Origin of the sequence: Actinoplanes sp. TBRC 11911 (assembly GCF_012933445.1) — a bacterium.
Lineage (GTDB): Bacteria > Actinomycetota > Actinomycetes > Mycobacteriales > Micromonosporaceae > Actinoplanes.
On the sequence record NZ_JABBNC010000016.1, the window covers coordinates 142,409 to 166,557 of the forward strand.

Annotated in this window: 19 protein-coding genes and 1 pseudogene; 5 read left to right on the forward strand and 15 right to left on the reverse strand. The window is 67.4% G+C overall.

Annotated elements, in window-relative coordinates:
- Positions 1–48: 48 nt before the first annotated feature.
- From HH310_RS22470 to HH310_RS22505, 9 genes are all read right to left on the reverse strand, one after another.
- Entirely contained in the window at positions 49–1,683 is a 1,635-nt protein-coding gene (locus tag HH310_RS22470) for a GAF domain-containing sensor histidine kinase (RefSeq protein ID WP_169177576.1), read from the reverse strand.
- Positions 1,684–1,695: 12 nt separating this feature from the next.
- Entirely contained in the window at positions 1,696–3,021 is a 1,326-nt protein-coding gene (locus HH310_RS22475) for a GH1 family beta-glucosidase (protein WP_248294277.1), read from the reverse strand.
- A gap of 13 nt (positions 3,022–3,034) precedes the next feature.
- Complete coding sequence (locus tag HH310_RS44030) at positions 3,035–4,183, reverse strand: ABC transporter permease subunit (protein WP_312034260.1); 1,149 nt, start codon at positions 4,181–4,183, stop codon at positions 3,035–3,037.
- Positions 4,180–4,947: an ATP-binding cassette domain-containing protein gene (locus HH310_RS22480; RefSeq protein ID WP_169177578.1), complete on the reverse strand. Its 768-nt coding sequence runs from the start codon at positions 4,945–4,947 to the stop codon at positions 4,180–4,182. The genes HH310_RS44030 and HH310_RS22480 overlap by 4 nt, the downstream gene beginning before the upstream one ends.
- A complete protein-coding gene (locus HH310_RS22485; protein ID WP_169177579.1) occupies positions 4,944–6,023 on the reverse strand; it encodes a sugar ABC transporter substrate-binding protein in 1,080 nt (359 codons plus the stop codon). The genes HH310_RS22480 and HH310_RS22485 overlap by 4 nt, the downstream gene beginning before the upstream one ends.
- Before the next feature lie 81 nt (positions 6,024–6,104).
- Positions 6,105–7,298 carry an ROK family protein gene (locus tag HH310_RS22490; protein WP_169177580.1) on the reverse strand — a complete coding sequence of 398 codons (1,194 nt, stop codon included), beginning with the start codon at positions 7,296–7,298 and terminating at the stop codon, positions 6,105–6,107.
- Positions 7,299–7,395: 97 nt separating this feature from the next.
- On the reverse strand, positions 7,396–7,995 hold the full coding sequence (locus HH310_RS22495; protein WP_169177581.1) for a DsbA family protein: 600 nt from the start codon (positions 7,993–7,995) through the stop codon (positions 7,396–7,398).
- A gap of 1,017 nt (positions 7,996–9,012) precedes the next feature.
- Positions 9,013–10,272 carry a nucleotide disphospho-sugar-binding domain-containing protein gene (locus HH310_RS22500; protein ID WP_169177582.1) on the reverse strand — a complete coding sequence of 420 codons (1,260 nt, stop codon included), beginning with the start codon at positions 10,270–10,272 and terminating at the stop codon, positions 9,013–9,015.
- 113 nt (positions 10,273–10,385) lie between these two features.
- The gene (locus HH310_RS22505) at positions 10,386–11,489 is read right to left on the reverse strand and encodes a sugar ABC transporter substrate-binding protein (protein WP_169177583.1); all 1,104 of its coding nucleotides are present in this window, start codon (positions 11,487–11,489) and stop codon (positions 10,386–10,388) included.
- A gap of 445 nt (positions 11,490–11,934) precedes the next feature.
- On the opposite strand from HH310_RS22505, the gene HH310_RS22510 reads away from it, so the two are divergent.
- Positions 11,935–12,783, forward strand: a complete 849-nt coding sequence (locus HH310_RS22510) for a helix-turn-helix transcriptional regulator (protein WP_169177584.1) — start codon at positions 11,935–11,937, stop codon at positions 12,781–12,783.
- Positions 12,784–12,916: 133 nt separating this feature from the next.
- Here the strand turns inward: HH310_RS22510 and HH310_RS22515 are convergent, their stop codons facing one another.
- Both HH310_RS22515 and HH310_RS45465 read right to left on the reverse strand, forming a co-directional pair.
- On the reverse strand, positions 12,917–13,105 hold the full coding sequence (locus HH310_RS22515) for a hypothetical protein (protein WP_169177585.1): 189 nt from the start codon (positions 13,103–13,105) through the stop codon (positions 12,917–12,919).
- 640 nt (positions 13,106–13,745) lie between these two features.
- A complete protein-coding gene (locus tag HH310_RS45465) occupies positions 13,746–14,540 on the reverse strand; it encodes a peptidase inhibitor family I36 protein (protein ID WP_312034264.1) in 795 nt (264 codons plus the stop codon).
- Positions 14,541–14,666: 126 nt separating this feature from the next.
- Between HH310_RS45465 and HH310_RS44040 the strand changes: the two are divergent.
- Positions 14,667–14,819 (forward strand): annotated as a pseudogene (locus HH310_RS44040) (transposase); the annotation flags it as partial.
- A 69-nt stretch (positions 14,820–14,888) separates the two neighbouring features.
- On the opposite strand, the gene HH310_RS22525 reads toward HH310_RS44040, so the two are convergent.
- From HH310_RS22525 to HH310_RS22540, 4 genes are all read right to left on the reverse strand, one after another.
- Positions 14,889–15,446 carry a hypothetical protein gene (locus HH310_RS22525; RefSeq protein ID WP_169177587.1) on the reverse strand — a complete coding sequence of 186 codons (558 nt, stop codon included), beginning with the start codon at positions 15,444–15,446 and terminating at the stop codon, positions 14,889–14,891.
- Positions 15,447–15,595: 149 nt separating this feature from the next.
- Positions 15,596–16,105 (reverse strand): putative toxin-antitoxin system toxin component, PIN family, encoded by a 510-nt coding sequence (locus HH310_RS22530; protein ID WP_169177588.1) that lies wholly within the window; start codon positions 16,103–16,105, stop codon positions 15,596–15,598.
- Positions 16,106–16,561: 456 nt separating this feature from the next.
- The gene (locus tag HH310_RS22535) at positions 16,562–19,489 is read right to left on the reverse strand and encodes a fibronectin type III domain-containing protein (RefSeq protein WP_169177589.1); all 2,928 of its coding nucleotides are present in this window, start codon (positions 19,487–19,489) and stop codon (positions 16,562–16,564) included.
- Between the two features lie 172 nt (positions 19,490–19,661).
- Positions 19,662–20,909 carry an acyltransferase gene (locus HH310_RS22540; RefSeq protein ID WP_169177590.1) on the reverse strand — a complete coding sequence of 416 codons (1,248 nt, stop codon included), beginning with the start codon at positions 20,907–20,909 and terminating at the stop codon, positions 19,662–19,664.
- A 300-nt stretch (positions 20,910–21,209) separates the two neighbouring features.
- Between HH310_RS22540 and HH310_RS22545 the strand changes: the two genes are divergently transcribed.
- The 3 genes from HH310_RS22545 to HH310_RS22555 all read left to right on the forward strand — a co-directional run bounded on the left by HH310_RS22545 (position 21,210) and on the right by HH310_RS22555 (position 23,906).
- Positions 21,210–21,692, forward strand: a complete 483-nt coding sequence (locus HH310_RS22545) for a helix-turn-helix domain-containing protein (RefSeq protein WP_248294278.1) — start codon at positions 21,210–21,212, stop codon at positions 21,690–21,692.
- Complete coding sequence (locus HH310_RS22550) at positions 21,689–21,871, forward strand: hypothetical protein (RefSeq protein ID WP_169177592.1); 183 nt, start codon at positions 21,689–21,691, stop codon at positions 21,869–21,871. The genes HH310_RS22545 and HH310_RS22550 overlap by 4 nt, the downstream gene beginning before the upstream one ends.
- Before the next feature lie 466 nt (positions 21,872–22,337).
- Positions 22,338–23,906, forward strand: coding sequence for a hypothetical protein (locus HH310_RS22555; RefSeq protein WP_169177593.1), 1,569 nt, complete (start codon positions 22,338–22,340; stop codon positions 23,904–23,906).
- Positions 23,907–24,149 lie beyond the last annotated feature (243 nt).

A 24,149-nucleotide genomic window follows, 5' to 3' on the forward strand; every position in this document is an offset into this window, starting at 1 on the left:
CCGAACAGCGTGGGCGTTGCCCAGGTTCAGTCAGGTGATGCGGCCGACTCAGATCGGGACGTGGCAGACCACCGTGGTGCCCTCGCCCAGCGGGCTGAGCACCTCGAAGGTGCCGCCCAACGCCTCGATGCGGTCCTTGAGCCCGAGCAGCCCCGACCCGAGCGCCGGGTCCGCGCCGCCCACACCGTCGTCACGCACCCGGACCGTCAGCACCCCGTCCATCGTCTCGGCCTCGACGCCGACGGCCGACGCGTGCGCGTGTTTAGCGGCGTTCGTCAGCACTTCCGAGACCACGTAGTAGGCGCCGACCTCGACCGGCGTCGGCAGGCGCCCGTCGATCCGCAGGTCCATCTTCATCGGCAACGGTGAGCGGCGGCCCAGTGCTCGTAGCGCCGGCGTCAAACCGGAACGAGACAGCACGGCCGGGTGGATGCCGTGCGACAGCTCCCGCAACTGATCGATGGCGGCCATCAGGTCGGCGGCCGCTCCCGCCACCTCGTCGCCGCCACCGCCGGTCTGCAGCCGCAGGGCGACCGCGACCAGGCTCTGCTGGACGCCGTCGTGCAGGTCGCGTTCGATGCACCGCCGGGTCTCGTCGGAGGCGGCGACGATCCGGGCGCGGGAGTCGATCAGCTCGGCCCGGCTTTGCGCGTCCGCCACCGCGGTGGCGACCAGGCCGGTGAACTGCGTCATGCGGGATTCGAGGTCGACCGGTAACGGTCCCTTCGCGCTGCCGATGGCGATCAGCCCCCACAGCCGCCCGGTGACGTACACGGGAATGCCCACCGCGGAGATGAGGCCTTCGCGCACGATCGCCTCCGCACCCGCAAGCGCGCGGAAGTCTTCGACGCGGGCGGCCCGCCCGGTGCGGCGCACCGTCTCCACGATTCCGCCACGCGGGCGCGCCATGGTGAACGGTTGCCCGGTCTCGACGTGCGGCCGGGGCGTGCCCTGATGGGCGACCAGGGTGACGGTGTCGCCGTCGGGCTCGAAGCGCAGCAGCCGGACCGAGCCGCCGTCCCCGAAATGGTGCAGGACCTCACTGGTGATCGCGGCGAACACCCGCTCCGGAGCCTCGCCGTTGGCGATGAGCACGGCGATGCGGCGCAGCGCCTCCTGGACGTTGCCGAGCCGGGCCCCGCGCTCGACCGCCTCGCTGTTGCTGATCGCCATGGCGATGAGCAGGACGAAGTCGGCGACCCGGGACTCGGCGCCGGGCGGGAAGGCCTCCGGGGACCGCACGACCGTCACACCCCACACGCGCGAGCCGACCACGACGGGCGCGGTGATCTCCCCGCCGACCCGGACCGGTGCGCCGGCATCGATCGTGTCGCTCAGTGGCAGCGTCGTGCCGGGCGGCGTCGGCGTCGCCGATCGGTGATAGGAGCCGACGATCGTTCCGTACGGCTCCGCGTTCGCGTCCGGGTTCGTCGTCAGCCGGGCCACGAAGGCGGTTTCCGCACCGAACAACCGGCCGAGCTCCTTGGCGACCGCCGCGAACACGTCGGACGGGGTGCATCCGCGCGCGACCAGGGTGGCGACGCGCCGGAGCGCCGCCTGCTCGTCGGCCAGGTTGCCGCGGGCGCGTCCGGCCGCGATGGCGTTGCGCGCGACGGCCGTGGTCGCCGCCGCCGCGCCGACCGCCATCGCGACGAACCACCCACGTGGGAGAGAAGCTGTCATGGTGATCACTTGTTATGAGTCGCCGGTGAGGCCGTTGGCTTTGATCACGCTCGCGTACCAGTGAGCGCTGTCCTTGGGCAATCGCTGCTGGGTCAGGTAGTCGACGTAGTAGAGGCCGTACCGGACCCCGTACCCCGAGGCCCATTCGAAGTTGTCCATGAACGACCACGGGAAGAACCCGATGAGCGGCACGCCCGCCGACATCGCGTCGTGGGCGGCCCGGACGTGGGCTTCGAAGAACGCGATGCGCTCGTGGTCGTCGATGCCGCCGTCCGGAGCCACGTAGTCGTGCAGGGCGAGCCCGGTCTCGGTGACCACCAGCGGCAGCGACGTGTAGTCGAAGTAGACCCGTTCGAGAACGTCCCGCAGACCACGCGGGTTCACCCCGATGCCGGTCGCGGTCGGGTTCGCGGGCGGCACCCGTTGCCAACCGTGGACGGGGTCGGCGCGTACGTGATGGGCCTCGTAGTAATTGATCCCGAAGTAGTCCAGCGGTGCCGAGATCAGTTCGAGGTCGCCGTCGCGTACGAAGGAAAGCTCTCCGTACTGCGCGGCCGCGTCCGGCGGGTAGGCGCCGAAGAAGAGCGGGTTGAGGAACATCCGGTTCTCGTGCAGGTCAAGCCGGCGCGAGGCGGCCAGGTCGGCCGGGTCGTCGCTCGCCGGAAGCACCGAGGTCAGGTTGCAGCTGATGCCTACCTGGCCGGTCACCCCGTCGGCCCGCAACGCCGTCACCGCCTTGCCGTGTGCCAGCAGCAGGTGATGCAGCGCGGTCACCGCCACCCGTTGGTCGCGCAGGCCCGGCGCGTGCGTGCCGTCGAGATGCCCGACGAACGCCGAGCAGTACGGCTCGTTCAGGGTCAGCCAATACGGCACGCGGTCACCCAGCCGCTCGTGCACGACGCGGACGTAGTCGGCGAAGTACGAGGCCGTGTCCCGGTTCGCCCAGCCGCCGCGATCCTGCAGGGCCTGCGGCAGATCCCAGTGGTAGAGCGTGACCATCGGGTCGATGCCGCGCTCGAGCAGCCCGTCGGTCAGCCGGTCGTAGAAGTCGAGCCCGGCCGCGTTGATCTGCCCGGAACCCGCCGGCACGATCCGCGGCCAGGCCACCGAGAAGCGGTACGCGCCGACCCCCAGCTCGCTCAGCAGGTCCAGGTCGGCCGGCCAGCGGTGGTAGTGGTCGCAGGCGACGTCGCCGGTGTCGCCGCGCAGCACCGCCCCGGGGGTGTGGGTGAAGGTGTCCCAGATGGACGGACCGCGGCCATCCTCGGCCACCGCTCCCTCGATCTGGTACGCGGCGGTGGCCGCACCCCAGAGAAAGCCGTCCGGGAAGGTAGTCATGGTTTCCGTCCTTTCAGAGGGCTCGGCGACGGCGGCCGAGGGCGTCGAGCACGACGGCGACCACGAGGATGACGCCGGTGGCGATGTTCTTGACCGCGGCCGGCTCGCCGAGCAGGTCCAGGCCGTTCTGCACGCTGCCGACCACGAGCGCCCCGAGGACGGCCTGGTGGACCCGGCCGCGCCCGCCGAACAGGCTGGTGCCGCCGATGACCGCCGCGGCGATCGCGTTGAGCTGCAGGGTGCCGCCGCCCAGCGCATTGGAGGCGGAGAACTGCCGGGACGCCTCGATGATCCCGGCCAGCGCGGCGATCGCCGAGATCAGCGCGAACACCAGCACGACAGTGCGCCGCACCGGGATTCCGGCGCGCCGGGCCGCCTCCCGGTTACCGCCGATCGCGTAGACGTGGCGGCCGAAGTTGGTGCCGGTCATCAGCACGCCGCCGGCCGCCGCGAGGCCGAGGAGCAGCACGAACACCCAGGGAATGCCGAAGTACGAGTTGAGCGTCCAGGTGATCGCCAGCACCACCACGGCCACGCCGGCCACCGTCGCGGCCTCGGCCGCCGGCGTCCGCACCGCCAGCTGGTTGCGCACCCGCCTGGTCCGGCGCAGGAGGCGCACCCCCGCGAAACCCGCGATCACGAGTACGGCGAGCACCCAGCCGAACGCGGGCACCAGATAGCTCGACGCGATCGACCGGATCGCGCTGTCCCGGATCGGGATCTGACCGCCGTCGCCGACCAGCCACAACTGCACGCCCTGCCAGACGAGCAGCCCGGCCAGCGTGATGATGAACGACGGGATGCCGACGGCCGCGATGATCGTGCCGTGCAGGACCCCGATCGCGGCGCCGAGCAGCAGCGCCGACGCGATCGCGGCCCAGGCCGGCCAGCCGTGACCGGTGATCAGCTGGGCGAGCACGGCGGCGCTGACGCCGGCGATCGCGCCGATGGACAGGTCGATCTCGCCCAGGATCAGCACGATGACCATGCCGACCGCGAGGGTGCCCAGCACGGCGATCTGCAACAACAGGTTCGACAGGTTGCGCGCGGACAGGAAGTTGTCGTTCAGGGACTGGAAGAACCCCCAGACCACGACCAGGCCCAGCACCACCGTCGCGGTCCCGCTTGCGGCCGTACGCGTCCAGACAGCGCTCGGATTCACCGAGGATTCTCCTTTCGCACCGCCGCGTCGAGCTCCCGGCTGCCGGTGATCGCGGCGACCACGTCGTCGGTGGAGTCGCGGCCCGGCCGGAATTCGCCGGCGTTGCGGCCCAGCCGCAGCACCGTGATCCGATCCGCGACCGCGAAGACGTCGGCCATGTTGTGCGAGATGACCACGACGGCCAGGCCACGGTCGCGCAGCCGATGGATCAGGTCGTAGACCATCACCGTCTGGGCCACGCCCAGCGCCGCCGTCGGCTCGTCCAGCAACACGATCCGAGACCCCCAGAGCGCCGCCCGGCTGACCGCGATGGCCTGCCGCTGCCCGCCGGAGAGCGCGGAGACCGGCTTGTCGAGCACCGGCAGGTGAGCGGCCAGGTCGGCGATGACGGCGGCTGCGTGGGCCTGCATGCCCTCCTGGTCGAGCAGCAGCGAGCGGCTGCGCCGGCGTTCCCGGCCCAGGTAGAGGTTGGCGGTCACGTCGAGGTTGTCGCAGAGCGCCAGGTCCTGGTAGACGGTCTCGATGCCGAGCGCGGAGGCCTCGGTCGGGGAGCCGATGACGACCGGCCCGCCGTCGATGAGGATTTCGCCGCCGTCGATCCGGTGCGAGCCGGCGATCGCCTTGACGAGGGTGGACTTGCCGGCACCGTTGTCGCCGACCAGGGCCACGACCTCGCCGGCGGTGACCGTGAAGTCGACGTCGGTGGGCGCCGCGACGTGGCCGTATCGCTTGGTCACATCGCGCAGCTCGAGGGTCGGGGTCACAGCGTGCACTTGGCGGCCGCCTCGCCGACGCAGATCTTGTCCTTGGTGGTGTAGCCGTCCTTGACGACGTCGGCGATGTTGTCCTTGTCGATCGCCTTCGGCTCGAGCAGCAATGCCGGTACCTTGCCGGTGCCGTTGTCCACCGTCGTGGTCGTCAGCGCGGCCGCACCGGCGGTGTCGCCCTTCGCCAGCGCTACCGCGATCTTGGCGGCCGCGCTGGCCTCGTCGCGGATCGACTTGTAAACGGTCATCGACTGGTCGCCGACGAGGATGCTCGCCAGCCCGGCATCGGTGGCGTCCTGCCCGGTGACCAGCACCTTGCCGTTGAGCTTGCGGGACGTCAGCGCGGTGATGACCGCGTTGGCCAGTCCGTCGTTGGGCGCGATGACCCCTTGCACCTTGTCGTTGAGCTTGGTCAGACCCTGCTCCATGGCCGCCTGCCCCTTGGCCGGGTCGAAGCCCGGGGTGTCCGACTCGTACCCGAGTTTGAGCCGCCCCGACCCGAACGCGGGATCGAGCACCTTGTGCGCGCCGGCCTTGAACTCGCGGCCGGGCGCCGAGGTGATGTCCCCGTTGATCATCGCAACCGTGGCGCCCTGGCTCAGATGATCGAGCAAATACTGCCCCTGCAGCTCGCCGACTTTCTCGTTCTGGAAGGAGACGTACGCGGCCGGGACCGCTCCCTCGATCGCGCCGTCGTACGCGATCACCTTGGCGCCGACCGCATCGGCCTTCGCCACGATCGACGCGCCGGCCTCGGCGGTAAAGGGGCTGACCACGATCACCTTGGCGCCGTTGGTGAGCGCGGCCTCGGCCTGCTGCAGCTGGACGGCGGCGTCGCCCTGAGCGTTGTTGGCGATCACCCGGATCGACGGATCGGCCTGCTTGACCGCCTCGGTGAAGAACGGCTTGTCCTTGCTCTCGAACCGGTCGGCGCAGGTCGAGCAGGGCATCAGGAAAGCGATCGAGAGGTCACCACGGGTCTCTTCCTCTGCGGCGGGCGGACCCTGGGTGCACGCGGCCGCCAGTAGAGCGGTCGTGGTGAGCGCTATCGGAGCGATAAATCGTCGCAACATGGGTTCTTCCTTTCCGTGCAGAGGCGTGTTTCATCGCGCCGGGGCCCATTCGGTGGGCCGGCGTGGCAGAGCTGTGGTGGCTCAGGCGTTCAGACGCTCGGCGCCTTCGCCGTATTCGATGAGCTGGCTGATCGGCAGGGTGGCCGCTCCCAGCACGGCCGCGACCGGCACGAGCTGAGAACGGACGAGAACCACCTCGTCACCCGGTTGGTCGAGAGCGTACGAGCGGACCGCGGCTTGGATGTCCGGCAGCAGCTCGGCGGCGATCCGTTCGCCGAACCAGCCACCCACGATGATCTTCTGCGGGTTGTAGAGGTTGACCAGGTTGGACAGGGCGACCCCGAGGTGGTTGACCAGGTTGTCGATGGCGCGCTTCGCGGCGGGGTCACCGTCGCGCCAAGCACGCAGAACCGCGTCGACCCCCTCGGTCTCGCGGCCCAGCCACGTCTGGTCCGGTCCGCACCACTGGTCGAGCACGGTCGAGGCCCGGACAAAGGCCTCCACACATCCCGTACGCCCGCACCGGCAGTGTGGCCCGTCCAAGCTGATCTTGGTGTGGCCCCATTCGCCGGCACTGCTGGAGTGCCCTCGATAGAGCCGGCCGTCGGTGATGACGCCTGCCCCGGCGCCCTCGCCGATCAGCACCATGACGCCGTGCGAGACCCCGCGCGCCGCGCCGAACCATGCCTCGGCCTGCGTGGTCGACTTGGCGCCGTTGTCGATGTAAACCGGGACGCCCACTTGCTCGCCGAACCCGGAGAAGTCGGCGGCGTGCCAGCCGACCACCTCGGCGTGCACGATCTGGTCCTGCACGATCCCCGGCACGCCGAGCCCGAGCCCGAGCACCCGGCTGCTGCTGGTGTTCAGCTCGGCCAGCATCGCGACGACCTGGGCGGTGATCGCCGCGCGGGCCTCGGCCACCTCGATCCGGCGGCCCTTGAACGGGTACTCCCGCTCGGCGAGCGGCCGGAGGGCGAGGTCGAAAACCTTGACGCCGATCTTGGTCTCGCCGACGTCCGCGCCGATGACCAGCCCGGCGTCGTCGGCCACGCCGACGATCGCGCGCCGGCGACCGCCGTCCGACTCATGGAAGCCGCCCGCGCGAACCGCACCCTCGGCGATCAGTTCGTTCATGACGTTCGTGACGGTGGCCGCCGACAGGCCGGTGGCCAGTCCGACCTCGCCACGCGAAGTCGGACTGTTCAGCCACACATGGCGAAGGATCAAGGCCCGGTTGCGCCGGCGCACGTCCTTGACCGATGCCTTCTCGACCACCGCACACCCCCCGATATTGTTTCAATGATTGTTTTATAGTCGAAAAAAAGAGGTCGCACAAGCACCTGAGCGCCTTTGACCTCGGTTTATTCTTCGGTCAGCCGCGTCCGCGCTTGACTTCGAAGAAGTTTTCCATCCGCATGAGGGGGACGATCAGGTCCCAAAGTTGCAGAGCCTCGGCCCCGGTCGGGACCTCGGCGATGATCGGGCCGTGCAGGCCTCGCTTCGCGCCGTCCACGTGCACCACCGGGGAGCCGATGTCCGGGCCGGCCAGCGTCATCGCGGTCTGGTGCGACGCGCGTACGGACTCGTCCCAGCCGTTGTCGTTCATGAACGACTTCGGATCGTCGATGCCGGCGGCCTCGGCGGCCTGCACCACGATCTCATCGCTGAGCGCCGCGCCGGCCTCGTGCGTGCGGGCGCCCATCTCCGTGTAGAAGACGCCGATCGTGTCGTCGCGACCTTCCACCCGCAGCGCCTCCACCAGGCGATGAGCCTTGAACGCGGCAATCATCATCGGCCGGTACGGGTTGTCGCCGCCGTCCTCGCCGGTCTCGATCTCGAAGTTGTTCAGGATGGCCAGGCTGATCGGGCGCCAGTGGATCGTCACGTCGCGCTCCGCGGCGACACCGAGCAGCCAGCGCGAGGTGCGCCAGGTGAACGGGCAGACGGGATCGAAGAAGAAGGTTGCTCGCATTCGGCCAGCCTAGATCGACTTCGGGCAAGCACCCCGCCACCCCGGTCCACAGCGGACCCGCTAGCCGCCACCTGAAGGAGGACCTGTCACGTCCGTCCGGTCAGCGTCCGAAAACTTGAACCGGGTAACCGGCGGCTGGCAACGTGCAATCGGCGACCCGCGGCAGTCCGGGACGGGCAGTCTGCGACCGGCATCGGCCGCCGAGGTGACCGATGAGCCGCACCGTGCCTCCAGGCCGACGCGGCCCCGTCCATCCATCCCACTATGCGGCGACCCCGGCCACATCCTGGACTTTCTCGAGACCTTGGCGACTTACGCCCACATGCGAGCCATAAGTCTCCAAGGTCTACAAAACGCCCTGGAAAACCGCCGAGCAAAAGACGCGAAAGCGGAGAAAAGGCCTTCCACTATGGACAGGGATCTCACCATGCGGACGCGCTGCCACGATGTGGTCGCCGCTCCCGCACAACGGACACGGATCCCACATTAGGGCCTCGTAGGACCGCGCCGGCAGAAAGTCGATCAGCGAAGAGACCTCAAGCGAAAGATCGCTAGGTTTTCAGCACTCTAGCTTCATTGACAGATCGCGATGGAACGACGTTCCGCTACGCGACGGGCGCCATGATCGTCACGACGCCGCTCAAAGCAGCACCACGTGATGGCATGCCCTATTTCTCCGGTCCTGCGACGTTCAGGAGAACACCAGCAGCGCCTGCAGGAACATCAGCACGAGTGCGCCGACCGCCACGACGGAAATGACGACAGCGAGAAACGGCCACAGCGGCAGCTTGATCACGTCTGGTACCCCCTCCCGTCAGTGCCGATCAACTCACTGAAGCAGTTCGGCTGCCGAGCGGCATCATGCGTTTCGGGCTATGGGTCCAGTCGGCAGCGGCGGTTCCTGCTCGAACGACACCTTTGTCCGTCAGTGAGTCGGCCGTCGGTTTCATTTTGCCCGGGCCGCACGCTGCCGATAGCGGCACGTCGAGGAGACGGTCACGATGTACGGCCGAGGCACTAGCGGCGACGGCTCGCGGCGACTATTTCGGCGATGACCTCGTACGGGCGAAAGCGGTTGACTTGCTGGCGCAGATTGTCGGCGCGGGCGCGGAAACGCGGATCGTCCAGCACCTTTTGGACCGCCGTGCGGATGTCTATGGGCATGGGAATCCCCGTCGGCAGTCGGACGCCCGTACCGCTCCACTCCACCCGAGCCGCGATCTCCGCCTCCTGTTCGCTGCCGCTGACCACGACCATCGGTACCCCGTGGCGCAACGCGAGGTGGGCATTGTCGTAGCTGCCGTCCGAGACAAGGACGTCTGCCGACGACAGCAACTGTTCGACAGGTGCGAACGCCGCCGGGCGAAGGTCGCCGGGCGTTACCTCCACACCGCCGTTATTTCGTCTCGCAACGACCGCCAGCACATCGAGGCTGTCCAGTCCCCGCAATGCGGGCACCAGGAAATCCTCGGCGTCGTCGGCCTGCTGGTCTTGCATGACCGCGACGATCGGCCGCTTCCCGCGCCATTCTTTGTTGCCTGGATCAGCGTCCGGGAGGACCGGACCGATGTAGCGGAAATGGGCCGGTGTGTCGCTGCGTGGATATTCGAATCCGGGGACGGTGAGCTGCAGGTAGTGGTCGCTGTGGTGAAGCGTCGCGTCCCACAGAAACTCGTCGAGTTTCACGCCGAGCGAGGCGAAGGTTTGCTCGGCGCTCGTCTGCACTTCGGTCAGGAAGTGTTCGACCGCGGCGTTCATCGCCCGATGACGGATCTTTCCCGCGCTGCCGGGCATCGGCGGCAGCGCGGAGCCGGGTGGCGCGGTGTCCTCACTGTGGAACAGCGGTGTCGAGATGCCGAGCGTGACCAGCACCGGGCGCTGCCCAGCCGGCACTCCGAGCGCAAGGGCAAGCGGGGGAAGGAAGGTCTGCTCACTGAGAATCACATCGGCGGGGAAGTCGTCGAGCAAGGACTGCAGACCTCGCAGCAGATGCGGGATCGGATGGATGAGCCCCGCCTTGATGTTAAATGCGAACCTGGCCGGCCCGATCGGGAACATGGCGCTTTCCTGCACATGCCGATCAAGATCCCACTCGTCGAAATCCACCTCGCGGGGGAAGGCACGGAAATGGGCGCCGCCGGCCCGTACCGCATCCTCGAATCTGACACCGGTGTATACGAATACCTCATGGCCTCGGGCCGAGATTTCCCGGCTTATCGCGAGCAGCGGCGTCATGTTGGTGAGTTCCGGGAGCCCGGCGATGATGACATTGGACATGAACGGTCTCGATACCTCGTTGCGGCGGGCAAGAACTTTGACGTGGGACGGGCATCGCTGGGCGCAGTTCACGTCCCGCTGTCCCGGGGGTGAACTGCGCCCAGCGACTCGGGTCAGTTGATGCCCGCGTCCGCGCACGCCTTGGCGAAGGCCGTGGTGCAAACTTCGGCCTTGGTCACGAAGCCATCCGCGATGACGTTCTTGACCTGGTCCTTCGTGACCGACTGCGGGTCGAGGAGAACCGACGGAACGGCCTTACCCGACTCGGGGTCGGTGGTCGTGGCGGTTGCCGTGGTCGGCTTCTGGCCCTTGGCGAGCGAGACAGCCAGCGATGCCGCCGCTTCCGCTTCCTGCTTGATCGGCTTGTAGACCGTCATGCACTGGTCGCCGGCCAGGATGTTCTGCAGACCCTGGACCGTGGCGTCCTGGCCGGTGACCGGTACCTGGCCGTTGAGCCTGTTCTTCTTCAGCACCGAGATGACCGCGTTGCCGAGGCCGTCGTTCGCGGCCAGGACACCCTTGATGTCCTTGTTGCCGGTCAGCATCTGCTCGAAGATCGTGCCGCCCTGCGCGTTGTCCCAATCGGGAACGCTCTGGTCCGGCCCCTTGACGTAGTTGCCCGAGTCGTAATTCGGCTTGAGCACCGCGTCGTAGCCCTGCTTGAACAGTTTGGCGTTGTTGTCCGTCGGCGCGCCGTTCAGCTCGGCCACCTTCGGCTTGACGGCCTTGTCGTCGGTCAGGCACTGCACCAGGCCCTGGCCCTGCAATTGGCCGACCTTGACGTTGTCGAACGACACATAGTAATCGGCGCCGCCGCTGACGGTGAGGCGGTCGTAGTCGATCGTCGCGATACCGGCCTGCTTGGCCTTCTGGACTACGGCCTTACCGGAACCCGAGTCCAGGTTCACGATGATCAGGACCTTGACGCCGCTCGAGATCATGCCGTCGGCGATGGTCTGGAACGTGGTCCTGTCGCCCTGCGCGTTCTGGATGTCGACAGGTACACCGGCCGCGTCGAACGCCGCCTTGAGGTAGGTCGGGTCGAAGGTGCTCCAGCGCTGCGAGCTCTTCGTGTCGGGCAGAACGACCCCAACCTTGCCGGTGGCGGATCCGCTGCTGTTTCCGGCGGAGCCGCTGCCGCCATCGTTACCGCATGCCGCGAGACCACCGGCGATTAAAATACCGGCCGTGGCGATCGGCAACAGTCGCTTATGCATTCCTCAGGTCCTTCGCATAAGGCGCCACGGTGGCGCCATTCGGTGTGGCGCAGCGCTCTCACTAATGGAAATGACCCGTACGGGCGCTGGCGGGGGGTGATTTGTGCGCCATGCCCGCACGGGTGGTCTCAATTTCCGGTCGTGCAGCCTCCCCGAGAAGCAACCCGGGCTCTCTCGGACTGGCCGAGCCACTCGATGTCAAGCAAAGCACCGCAACCAGCCGTTGGCATGACCCGAAGTGGCTCAGAAATACATGGTTCTGTCAGTCCTTGTTACCTCGGCATGGCGCTACTTGTCGCAGCGCTAGTGGGATTGAAGATCATATGAAGAGGTGGCCCATGATGCTTGGTCCCCAGACCGGCGACCACTGCTGTACTTGACTCGGTGTTACGCCGTCGTTCTTGCCGGCGACAGGCGTCCAAGCGGTACAGAGATGGATCGGTAAATGGCGGGGCCCACACTGGGAGACTTTCTCCGCTCCAGGCGCTTGTCGATACGTTCAGCGAACGGCGAAGGCATAATCTCGACGTCTCGGCGGGCACGCGGGTTGCGACGCGAGGACGTCGCCGTACGCGTCGGGGTCAGCGTCGACTATTACGCCAAAATCGAGCAGGGTAGCCGGCGGATCGTGCCGAGCGGCACCGTGTTGAACGCGATCGCCGACGTCCTAGAGCTGACCGATGTGGAGCGTGAGCACGTATTCGACTTGGCGCGGTTCGGCAGCGAGCCTGCTAAATCCCGCCAGCCGGGTGTTCAAGGCGTGCAACCCGGGACATTGGAGCTCATGGAGGGACTGTCCGACTTTCCGGCCCTCCTGGTGGGTCGAGGCCTGGATATTCTGGCCGTGAACCCACTGGGCCGGATGCTCCTGGACGACTTCGCCGCGATGCCGTCCCGAGAGCGCAACGCCGTTCGCTGGATGATGTTCAACGAACGGGTACGCGAGATCCACGAGAGCTGGTACACGGCCGCCACCGGCGCGATAGGGATGTTGCGCATGGACCTGGCTCGCTATCCGCACGACCCGAAGACGCTCGAGCTGGTCGAAGAGTTGAACGACACGAGCGACCTGTTCCGCAAAATCTGGTCGGAGAGAGGCGTGGCTCGCGGCGTCACCAGCGACTCCAACCTCGTCAGGCACCCAGCCGTTGGCCCGATCCGATCAAGCCTGCGCGCCGTTCGCATCGCCGACGACCCGAACCAGACACTCCAGTTGCTGATCCCGTCCTCCGACCCAGCCTCACAGGAGTCGATGGCCGAGCTGCGCCGCCTGAGCACGCCACCGCTGCGGTAACTGGCACCACTGTGGAGCGGTCCTGGGCACTTGTTGTCGCCCCGCGTCGCCTCAGGCACCACCCGGGCCCGCGCCCCCCGACGGGGACGTGATCGCTGTGGTCGGCCACGGCGATCCAGCGATCGCCTAACAGCTACGTCCGCTTGTCGAACAGCAACTCCTCAGACAGGTAGCCGTCCACCACGCGGCCCAGGCCGATCGCCGGGCGGCCCTCGATGGTGACCGCGTCGGGGTTGACCTTCATGCCCGGTTCGGTGGCCAGGTCCCGGAAAAGGGCGGCCTTGACCGGCCTGGACCAGTTGTGCCGCGGTGATCGGCTCATTTGGTGATGGTATGGGTCATCATCAGGCTCCCTTGTGAGTCGTTCCCGCCGGGCGAGGTGGTGCGGGCGGCGTAAACAGTCCATCGGACGGACCCGCGTCGACACAGCGGCGCTGGGCGGCCGGGAGCACGCTGTGGTGTAGGCGTCGGCGGTGACCACGATGCTGGAATGCCCGAGCAGATCCTGCAGCGCCTTGAGATCCGCGCGCCCGCTTCGTGGGCGAGGGACGCCGCGCCGTGCCTCAGGTCGTGCAGCCGCACGGCGGTGCTCAGCGGGGCGAGGGGAACGTCGAGAACTGTTCGGTCCGTCCGGACTACGACGTCTGGCTGCAGGTGCAGATCTGGGACGGCCACCGCATCCTCCTCGGACCGCCGCAGGTCCTCGGATGTAGAGCGACGATGAAGCCCCGGCCACGGTTTGGTGGGGCGGCCGGGGCTTCATGGCACTCGCACAGACGGAAGCTCGCGCCCGGTGCAGGAACCGGCGTGGCCGACGAACGAAAGCGCATCGGCTACCGGCGGAGGGCGCAAAGGCTCCATAACTCCAAGCGACGGCCCACGCACAACACAACGTGCCGATGTTTAGTCGACACCTTCTGTGTGCACGTTAGTCACGAAGCTACATCCTGATCGGTGAATTTCTACGATATGACTCCACCAACTCGTTCAGATGACAACTGATCGTTGAAGTCGTGGAAACCCTGAAAGACGCCGCCGACATAATACCGAGCGTTACGCAGATCCGATGATTGCGTATGTGGAACCACACCCACGTTGAAGAGTCCCTGGAAGTCGTGATCCACCCAGCCTCGGAACATCTTATCGCTGTTGTTCACGATCGAGCTTATCGTGTCATTCATGTTTACGTTTGCAGTGTTGTAATTATCGAAAAGGAAGTTCGTCATTTCGGGTTGGTTCAGGATTCGCATGGGCCCGCCGAAATTGATGTCGTACCACGCGCACACTGCGCCCTGGGGACAGCTTGCGGCGCCCGCGGGCGCGGCGTTCGCGGCGGCGGGCGCGATAGCCATGCCAGCGGCGACAATTGCGGGTAATCCGATTGCGGCGAGCATCGCCATAGGCTTTCTCATAATCACTACAACGGATCTTGGGCCTCGTCGGTCAACCATGTGACAGCCTTCACGGTTGCGGAGCCATATTGGACGGTACGCGGTGGCGCTGTGTGCACCATCAGCAGCGGCCCTGAGCTGGTCGAGCGAGTGACGATTTATCCCGCGTCGCGTGTCCAAAGAGGACCCAGTCGCATCGGGGCTGAATGGACTGGGATCCGAACCGGTCATTTGTGCCACCTGGTGTCTGTTCGCCAACCCGCACTCATAGGTAGACGTGACACACCACGGCGCGCATGCCTCGATGAGCCATGCCGTCTGATTCTGGGTCAGAGAGGGCAAGTAGGACAGTCCGACAGAGCCCATTGTGTATGGCAGCGGCACATCAACAGCGGCCTGCTGCTGGCCCACAGCACGGGATGCGCCGAACAGAATTTCTGAAAGATGAATCTTGGTCACAACCGGGCTGTGGGCGGCGATGTTGAGCCCGGCATAAGTGATCGGAAGCCGTATCCAAGCGATGTGACCGACGCGCAGTGGGCGTTGATCGGGCCGTTTCTGCACGCGTGGCGCGCCAAGCGTGTCTCGGTCGCCGGCCGTCAGGGCGGGCAGGATCTGCGCGAGGTCGTCAACGCGATCGCTCATCCGCGCCACCGACAACATCGGCCGCACTGTCTCAACACCTACGACAGCAGGCTGACGACCGCGCGATTACTAGCGACTTTCACCCACGACCGCGAGTTGAGTGAACCACGCGGCGTTGGCAATCGGTACCCAACTGGTCTTCGCCCAGAAACGCTTGATCGCCGTTGCGTTCGGTGCCGCTGCGCCGGTCAACCAGACGGCCACATAGGCATAACTGGTGTCCGGGGTCGAGACGTTGACCGCGCCGTCGCGCACACAGCTGTGATCGCCGCACGGAAAGTCGCCGGTGCTGTCGGAAAACAGCACGACCGCCTCAACTCCGTCGTACTCGTAGATGTCATACACGCCGTGGATGTACTCCGGGTAGGGATTTGTCCTCGGCTCCATCCCGACCAGGCCGGGCGGCAGCGTCGACGGCACCCGCGCGAAGTGCACGTTGTGACCTATGCGCCGTTCGTCATCGATCTGACCAGCATCGTTTTCGAGCGGACTGTGAGAGTCGATGATGGCCTGGACGGCGGCTTTCTGCCTGGCTTCGCGGTGCGTACGACGCAGTTGACCGTAGCCGACGACGGCCGCGACGAGAACGACGAGAACGACGGACAGAGCGACGAATGCGCGCTTCACGGCGACACTCTAATCAAATGCGGCCTTCGCTGATGCCGGCGCCGGCTGGTGCGGCACGGCCACGAGGATCGGGGCGCACGGCTGGGCGGTCCTGGGCAAAGCGAGAAGAGGGTGGCCCAGGCGACCCGGTGTTACGGCGGAGCTGGACCTCACCGGCGGCGGACATGCCTGCGCATGGCGTCCACCCGAGCGGTGAATTCGCGGGCACGCAAAACCGGCAACCCTCGCCACGGTGACATGGCTGTCACGTCGATGTCCTCCGACACAATCAAGAGGGCACCGACCTCCGCAGCCAGATCGAGCACGAGGTTGTCCTCATGGTCACCGCAGTCGTGGACGGTCCGCGGCGGGTTCAGAACGCCGCCCCCGGAGGCATCTGCCATCTCCATCAGGATGTCCCGGTAATCTTCTGCCTCGTCCTTCGGCGTGCCGACAACCGCGAGCAGGACCCGGACGGTGTTGTCGAGGATGTGCGGCGAAAGCCAAAGGGCGAACTCGGCCGCATCGTTGATGATCCCAAGACAATCAGCGAAGGGGTTACCCGAAGTCGGTGGCGGCGAAGGCCACGCGATATATGGACTATTTCCTGTCGCGATCGCCTGCACCAGCACGTTGACATCGAAGACGACTGGCGTCGCCACTGGGCCCGGAAGTGTCACCCCTGCGACTCCTTGTAGGCCTGTCGGATAAGTTCAGGCAACTCTTCAGCGGCAATTCCCTGCTCCGCCAGCCGACGATGATTACTCGCCTGGAGGTCTCGGAGACGTTCCGCCCGGCGCAACGACTCCATTACCTTCAATGTCGCTCGCAAGTAGGCCGAGCGGTTTCCGCCGCCGAAATGCTCGACGAGCCGGTCCAGGCGCTCTCGGTCCTCGTCCGCGAGAGCGAACCCAACAGTCTGTGAAGCCATGGCCTTCCCACCTCCCGGGCCAACAATACTTCGCCTGCATCTCATGTGCAATCAATTGCACATGCCCCGCGGCTTATATACCGTGGTGGAGCTGAGTGTCCGGTATCCGGGCATCCGGCGTGCCGGTGAGCTTGCGCCGCCAACGCCCTCTACCAGCGTCAGGGCCTGTCCCGTCGATCACGCGGGCCGGCCGGACAGGCCCTCGCTACCCGGCGCGGCTCGTGATGAGCGAGCGGAGCAGCAGCCCGGCGGCGACCGCGATCAGGCCGACCAGCGCGATCCAAGCGTCGCTCGCGCCGGTCACCGGCAGGGTGCCGGCGGCGGGTGTCAGCGTCACCGGCATCCTCATCGCCCGGACCTGGCCGTCCGGGGCCGCGCCCAGCGAGACGAAAATCTGGTCGGTGACCGCCGTCGGAACGGTCACGGTCCGCCGGAAAAAACCACGTTCGTCGGTCACGGCCGTTCCGAGCAAGGTCGCTTTCGGGTACGCCGTGAGCGTGACCGTCGAATGCGGAGCGTAACCGGAGCCGACCAGCGTGACCGTGGCGCCCGGCGCGATCGTGTCGATCCTGCCCTTGTCGGTCGTGAGCCGCAGGGTGGTCGTCGGTGCCGTGACCGGCGAGGCCGGGGCGGCGGCGGTCACCGAAGCGCTGGCCCGGCTCGGAGCCGACCGACCGCCGGCCGCATTCGCGACCACCCGATAGCGATAGGCGGTGCCGGCAACCGCGCCGAGCGTGCAGCTCAGGCCGGTGGTGGTGCAGGTGGCCGGGCCCGGGTCGGCGGTGACGGTGTATCCGGTGACGATCGACGAGGTCGAGGCGGTCCAGGTGATCCGCACCGACGAGACGCGGGCGCGGGCCACCGGGGTGCCCGGAGCGTTGGGCCGGCCCACGGGGCTGACTGTCGGCGTTGCCGCGGCCGAGGACGCCGACTCGGGTGAGTCACCGGCGGCGGTGGTGGCGTGGACGGTGAAGGTGTACGCGGTGCCGTTGGTCAGGCCGCGGACCGTGCACGGGGACGCCGAGCAGGTTCCGGTGAAACCGCCGGGAGTGGCGGTCGCCGTGTACCGGCTGATCGGTGAGCCGCCGTTGTCGAGGGGCGCGTCGAAGCGTACGGAAGCCTGGCCCGCACGAGCGACGGCCGTGACCGACCGGGGTGCCTCGGGCATCGTCAGCGGTGTTGCCGTCACCGTTGCCGACTCCGGTGAGTCACCCCCGGCGTTGATGCCGTGCACGCTCAGCGAGTAGCTCTGACCGTTCGTCAGGCCGCTCACCCGGCACGGCGAGGCGGCACACGAGTTCTGCCGGCCACCCGGGAAGGCCGTGACCACGTACGAGGTGGCGCCGCTGATCGGCTCGAACGCGACCTCGGCCCAGCCGGACCCGCTGGATGCGCGCAGGCCGGTCGGTGCGGTCGTCGGGGCCGCCACCGGGCCTATCGGGACGGCCGCGTTCGAGGCAGCGGAGGCGACCGACGAACCGGCCCAGTTGGTAGCGGTCACCTTGAACCGGTACGACTGCCCGTTGGTCAGGCCGCCGACCGTGCAGGGGCTCGCGGCGCAGGTGCCACTGCGGTTCCCCGTGGTCGAGGCCGCGGTGTAGGTGACCGTGGCACCGCCGGTGTCGCCGGGCTGAAACGCGACGCTCGCTTGACCGTTCCCCGCGGTGGCGCTGCCGATCGTAGGCGTCTGCGGGCTGGTCGCCGGGGTCGTTTCGTCGGACTGGGCCGAGGGCGTCGACCAGCCGTTGACGTTGTGGGCCGTCACGACGAACCGGTACGGACTGCCGTTGGCCAGGCCGAAGACCGTACACGGGCTGGTGGCGCAGGTGTTCGTAGAACTGTTGCCGGTGTCCGTGACGGTGTATTTGTCGACCGTGTCACCGCCGTCATGCGCGCTGTCCGGCCCGGTGAAGGTCACCTCGACCTGCGCGTCGCCGGGATCAACGGCGGTGATCTGCGGCGGGTCCGGCACGGTCGACGGGACGACCGTGGTGGTGCCCGATTCGGCGCCGGGCCCCGAACTGTTGCTCGCGTGCACGGTGAAGGTGTACGACGTGCCGTTGACCAGGCCGGTGATGTCGCAGACGACGGTCGGGCAGATGTGGGTGACGCCGTTCTGGTCGGTGGCGGTGTAGTCGCCGAGCGAGGAGGTGCCGGTGTAGACCGGAGCGTCGAAGGTCAGCCGCGCGGACCCGTCACCATGGGTGGACTGCAGGTTGGTCGGCGACCCGGGCTGGGGAAGGTACGGCACAGAGATTTTCACGTAGCCGAAACCGCCGAACGGCACCGCGTCGGTGACTCCGTTGTTCACGTGCAGAATCGGGGTGCCGGTCGGGTTGAGTGACGATCCGCCTCCGCCACCGCCGCCGAAGAAGATGGGCGGGTTGCTGGGGGTGGGGGTGTAGTCGGCGGAGCCGCCACCGCCGCCACCACCGGCGTAGCCGCCACCGCCACCGCCGCTTTCGAAGTTCCAGACATTCCACCCTGGTCCACCGAATGCCGGCACGTGGTTGCTCGGGCTGTCGGAATCCCCGTACGGGAGTTGGCCCACCACCGTCGCTCCGGAGCCGTTGTACACCTCGTAGATCGCTCCGGTGACGCCACCGTTCGGGCCACTACCGGCCATGCCGCCCTGGCTGACGCCACCGTCGATGCTGCCGGGGGCGTCACCGTCGCCGCCGTCGCCGTGAGTTCCGGCGGCCCCGCCGCCGGCCGCGATCGCGACCTTGCCGAGGAACAAGAAATTCTCGTCGTACGCGTAAATCCCGGAGCCGCCACCGCCACCGGACCCATTTGATCTGTCGACGGGGCGGCTCATCCCGCCGTGGCCGACCACGACCTGGAGTGTCGCGGTGCCGGGCGGCAGAGCCACATTGCCGGCCAGCACGCGTGAGCCGTTGCCGCCGCGACGGCCGTTGGAGCCACCGCCACCACCACCGGCGATATCGATGTCGATGCTGGGCGTTGCGTACATCAAGTTGATGTTGTAAATGCCCTGGATCGTGCAGGAGATCATGTCGCCGGGCGACGCCGGGATCACCGGGGGACAGTTGGAATTGGCCTGAGCCGAATCAATGAACCAGCCGTTGACCAGGATCAACCCGGCCACGGCCACGCCAACCCGCTGCAGCACCCCGCGCATCTTGCTCCCCGCCCGTCCCGCTAATTGCCCGATACGCGGAGCCTATAGACGAAAAACCCCATCGAGTGACAAAAGCAGGGAAATGGGCGGTCTACCGTGCCGGCGCTGCCCGGATCACGAGCGGGCCGAGCACGTCAAATCCACTGTGGAGCGATCCTGGCCCTCATGCACCGCCCGGGCCCGCGCTTCCGACCTCCCGGGCATGAGCCACCGCGGGTTGCGCAACAGCGGACAGATCGACGGTACGTTCGCCGTCGCTGCCGGTTCCGGGCTCCCGGTCCGCGGCTGTCGGCGGCGTCGGCTGGTGTGGCACGGCCGTCCGCCCGGTCCTCGACGACCTTCCCTTGAGCAGCCGCTGGGCAGGCTTTTCCACCAGGCTGTGCAGCAGCAGGGCGACGGCGACGGTCGCCAGCAAAGGCAGCAGGGCCGAGCCGGGGCCGGTGAACGGCCAGTGCCGCATCCAGATGTCCCGGACGGCCACGTGCACCAGGTAGAAGGCGTAGGACGCCTCGCCGAGCCGGTACAGCACCCGGCGGAACAGCACCCGGCCGGGCGTACCGGTGGCGTCGCGCCGGGCCAGGGCGGCGATGGTGAGCGCGAAGAAGGGGACCAGCAGCGCGTCGTACACCCCGACGGCGGGGGCCACCGGGCTGGGCACCAGGTGCGGATGCTGGCTCCAGAACCAGCAGGCGGCCAGGGCCGCCACGCTGAGCAGCCGCGCCGTCCGCGCGCCGACCGGCAGCCGGGCCCCGTTCTTGGCCAGCAGACCCGCGCAGATGCCGACCACGAACATCGGGGTGAGGGCGAGCGGCGAGGCGATCACCTCCTTGGCGAGCCCCGGGCTCATGGTGTGGGTGCCCACCAAGAGCCGGGTGCCGGCGGTGACCGCGTCGGCGACGATGGCCGTGGCGATCAGGGCCCACGGCCGGAACCTGGACAACACCCGGATCACGTACGGGAAAACCAGGTAGAAGAACGCCTCGCAGGACAGCGTCCAGGTCACCTCGTTGACCGCGTAGAAGTGGTCGGGCACCCACGCCTGGGTGAGCGTCAGCGTGTACACCAGGTCGAGCAGCGACGGGGGGCCGCCCTCGCTCCAGTCGATCAGCGCGATCACCACCGCGGTGACCGCCACCAGCGGCCAGACCCGGGCGAAGCGGTTCCGCAGGAAGCGGACGACCCCGTCCGTCGGCCGGTGCGCCCAGGTGAGCACGAAGCCGGACAGCACGAAGAAGAACGGCACCCCTTCGTACCCGAGCGACAACGCCGCCCGGACCGCCGGGTCGTGGATCCCGACGACGTTGGCGTAGTGGAAGCAGAACACCCCGAACGCGGCATACCACCGCAAGCGGGTCAGGGACTCCAGCACCCCACCCGTACGTGCAGCCCGCCCCGCACTCACTATCGACACCGTCACTCCCACTCGAACCACGGCAAGATTCACAGCAGGATACGGAGGAGCTGTCACGTGCCGCTGTCCGCCCGGCGGGATGAGGTGACGAAATGGTGAACGTCCTTTCTGGATCGGTTGACCCCGGCCCTCCCGGACGAGCGGTCAATCCGTCTGACCAGGACGATCGCCGGGCGGCCGTCAACGGGCAGCGTGAACCGGGTGCCCATGGCACGACATACAGAGCTACCAAGCGTGCGTTTTGTGTTTTTGGCGTTTGCGGCCTAACCTGTAACTATGGAGACGAGCAGTGGAGGCCTCTTGACCACCGGCGAGGTGGCCAAGCTCTTGGGCACCTCGCGCCAGCAGGTGGTGAACCTCTGCGAGCGGGGTGACTTGCCGTTCGTCATGGTCGGCAAGCACCGCAGGGTCGAGCGCAGCGCCGTGGAGGCGCTGCGCCGACCCAAGCCAAGGCTGACGCGCGACCAGCTCAAGTCGCTGTGGCTGCATCAGGCGGTCGCGGGCAGCCTGGTCACCGATCCGGACGTGGTTTTGGGTAAGGCCGCCGCCAACCTCGACCGGCTCCTGGTTCAACACCGGGGCACCATGACCGAGGTCTGGCTGCTGCAGTGGCGAGAAAAGCTGAACGAAGGGCCCGGCGCCGTCCTCAGGACCCTGACCTCAGAAGATCCCGAGGCCGTGGAGCTACGACAGAACTCCCCCTTTGCCGGGGTTCTTTCCCTGCCTCAGCGCCAGCAGGTCCTCAAGGCCTTCACTCGCAGCGGCTGGGAGCACGCGGCGTGAGACGCGAGCAGCTGGAACACGTCCTGCGGGCGGCGAGTCAGATCGCCGACGACCCCGACGTCGTCGTGATCGGCAGCCAGTCGATATTGGCAGCCATCCCGGAGGACCGCCTCCCACGCGAGGCCACCGCCTCCATGGAAGTCGACCTGGCCTTCTTCGACGACCCGGACAACCCCTAAAGGTCGATCCGCGGGTCATGAACCGGCTCAAGCGCTGGATCGGCATGTACACGAGAGCGGAATAGCGCTCGGCGCTTCCGCCGTTCGGGCCGAGATCGACTGCGAAACCGGCGAATTACGTCCTACGTGGACCCGCTTCCCCACTATCGTGAACGACCGGTCGGCGCGACGCCGCAACGGCGCAGGCCATCGTTGCCGACCAGTGCCAGCTACGGCCGAAAGTCACAGGCGGCTGCCGTACGCGCGGTCGCGGCACCCGGCTCACGGCTCCGAGTGATCGGGGGCCGCGATGAGGTTGGCTGCTCGAAGGCGTAGCCGTTCCGGTCCCCAGCCTGTCGCGCTCGATCGTCGAAGCCGCCAATAGCGGTTGGCGATTCGGGGTGTCTTGCGTCCGTTCGACAGGTGCAGCGTTGTGCCTTTTGCTAGGAATGTGGGAAAGAGTCCACTTACTGCCGACAGAGGACCCATGACCCGCTTACGCCGTCTCGTTGTCCTGACGATGCTCGCCGCAGCGGTGTCTGCTCCGCTCGGGACTCCGGCCGAGGCCGCTCCCGCCGGTGTCGAAGGCCTCGTTACGTTGCGCAATCTCACGCTGCCGGCCGGCGGCGGCACGCTCGACGAGAGCCTGTCCGTCATTTTGTTCGCCGACCAGGCGGGCTGGGCAGAAAGCATCATCCTGACCATCGATACGTCCAAGGTAGGCGTGGCCGACGTGGTCATCGACGACTCCCAGGCGGGCGGAGACTGCTCGGCCGGCCCCGTCGTGCGGTGTCTCCTGCGGGGGCCGCACCGGGTGTTCAAGCGTCCCGACGACGACGGCTCGTACGGGTTCTGGACCTTCTCGGATGTCTTGCTTCGCCTGACGCCCAAGAAAGGCGCATCGGTTGGCGACGCCGGAATCTTGTCGGTCACGACGAAGATAGACGACGGGCCCGCGACCACCGAGACCACGGCGATCCGCATCGGCGAGGGTGTGAATCTGACGGCGCTTGACGAGAAGCCGCAGCGGGTGGCTCCGGGCCGTGCCGCAACGCTGCGTCCGGGGGTCCGTAACAGCGGGGCGAAGGATGTCGATGGACTGACCGCCGTGATCGGTGCCGACGAGGATCTCCTGGCCGACACGAATTTCGGCAACTGCACGTACGGATACGTCGTTGCGTGCACCTTCGATACGACGCTGACCGCAGGATCCTCGTACCGGGTGTCGGCGCCGATCACATTCCGGGTGCCGCGCGACGCCGCGTCGGCCAGCCGGACGGCGCTGAGTGTGGAATGGCTGACGGCCGCCGAATGGCAGGACTCGCGGGCCGACTTCGGCGACCTCCCCGAGGGCCGACAGGGCACCGGTCCCGAGCTCCAGCTCGACGAGACAATTATGTCGGCGGCCGGCGTTCGCCAAGCCGACATCGACAACGACGACAACGGCTCGTACACCACGGTGACCGTCGCGGGCGGCCGGCGCACCGACGTGGTGGCCATCGGCGCGGCGATCCCTGGCACCCCCGGGGATCACACCATCGCGGTCGGGCTCGCCAATCGCGGACCAGGGACCTTGCGCTACCCGCCTTTCATCAACAACGCCCCGGCCGTACGGGTAACCCTGCCCGCGTCCGTGGCTGTGGTCTCCGCCGATGACCGCTGCACCTCGGCGTCCGGCGACTACGAAACGCCACCCTCCTCGGCTCCCCTCGAGCTGCTCGACTTCGGTCCCGCGGAGTTCGACTGCACGCCACGGTCGACGATGCTCGCGCCGGGCCGCGAATTGACGTTCACCTTCACGGTAAGCGGTACGCGGGCCGTGTCCGATGAAGGAGGAGAGGTGCAGGTCAACCTGTTCAGCGACGGCGTGAACGTCGACCGGGACCTTCGCAACAACCAGGCCGAGATCAGCGTGACCGGCGAACACGGCAAAGCCGAACTTCCCATCACGGGCACCACCGCGGCGGCGGTCGCGAGCGCGGGAATCGTCCTCCTGTTCGCCGGGGCCGCCATCGTCGCGGCGCTCCGCCGCCCTCCGCGTCGCCGAGTCCGGTGACCGATACGCACCGGCATAGACGCTGACCTGCTGGTCATAGACGAGTCATCGCCAGCTCTCGACCAGGCGCGCCCAAAAGTGCCACCCCGCTCCGCCGTCGAGAACCAGAGCGACGCGCGGAGCAGAAAGACCGATCTGGGCGACCATGGGCGCAGACGAGGACATTTCAGAAATTTAACGGCGAGCCAGATCGCCGCCAACGGCTCACCCGACGTGTTGAAACCGAGTCATCTCCACGACGCA

What these genes read in the sequence shown, in the direction of transcription:
- HH310_RS22510 (WP_169177584.1), top strand. Translation starts at nt 11,935, where the DNA reads ATGGCGGGGCCCACACTGGGAGACTTTCTCCGCTCCAGGCGCTTGTCG.
- HH310_RS22485 (WP_169177579.1), bottom strand. Translation starts at nt 6,023, where the DNA reads ATGTTGCGACGATTTATCGCTCCGATAGCGCTCACCACGACCGCTCTA.
- HH310_RS22555 (WP_169177593.1), top strand. Translation starts at nt 22,338, where the DNA reads ATGACCCGCTTACGCCGTCTCGTTGTCCTGACGATGCTCGCCGCAGCG.
- HH310_RS22515 (WP_169177585.1), bottom strand. Translation starts at nt 13,105, where the DNA reads ATGAGCCGATCACCGCGGCACAACTGGTCCAGGCCGGTCAAGGCCGCC.
- HH310_RS22500 (WP_169177582.1), bottom strand. Translation starts at nt 10,272, where the DNA reads ATGTCCAATGTCATCATCGCCGGGCTCCCGGAACTCACCAACATGACG.
- HH310_RS45465 (WP_312034264.1), bottom strand. Translation starts at nt 14,540, where the DNA reads ATGGGCTCTGTCGGACTGTCCTACTTGCCCTCTCTGACCCAGAATCAG.
- HH310_RS22475 (WP_248294277.1), bottom strand. Translation starts at nt 3,021, where the DNA reads ATGACTACCTTCCCGGACGGCTTTCTCTGGGGTGCGGCCACCGCCGCG.
- HH310_RS22495 (WP_169177581.1), bottom strand. Translation starts at nt 7,995, where the DNA reads ATGCGAGCAACCTTCTTCTTCGATCCCGTCTGCCCGTTCACCTGGCGC.
- HH310_RS22505 (WP_169177583.1), bottom strand. Translation starts at nt 11,489, where the DNA reads ATGCATAAGCGACTGTTGCCGATCGCCACGGCCGGTATTTTAATCGCC.
- HH310_RS22470 (WP_169177576.1), bottom strand. Translation starts at nt 1,683, where the DNA reads ATGACAGCTTCTCTCCCACGTGGGTGGTTCGTCGCGATGGCGGTCGGC.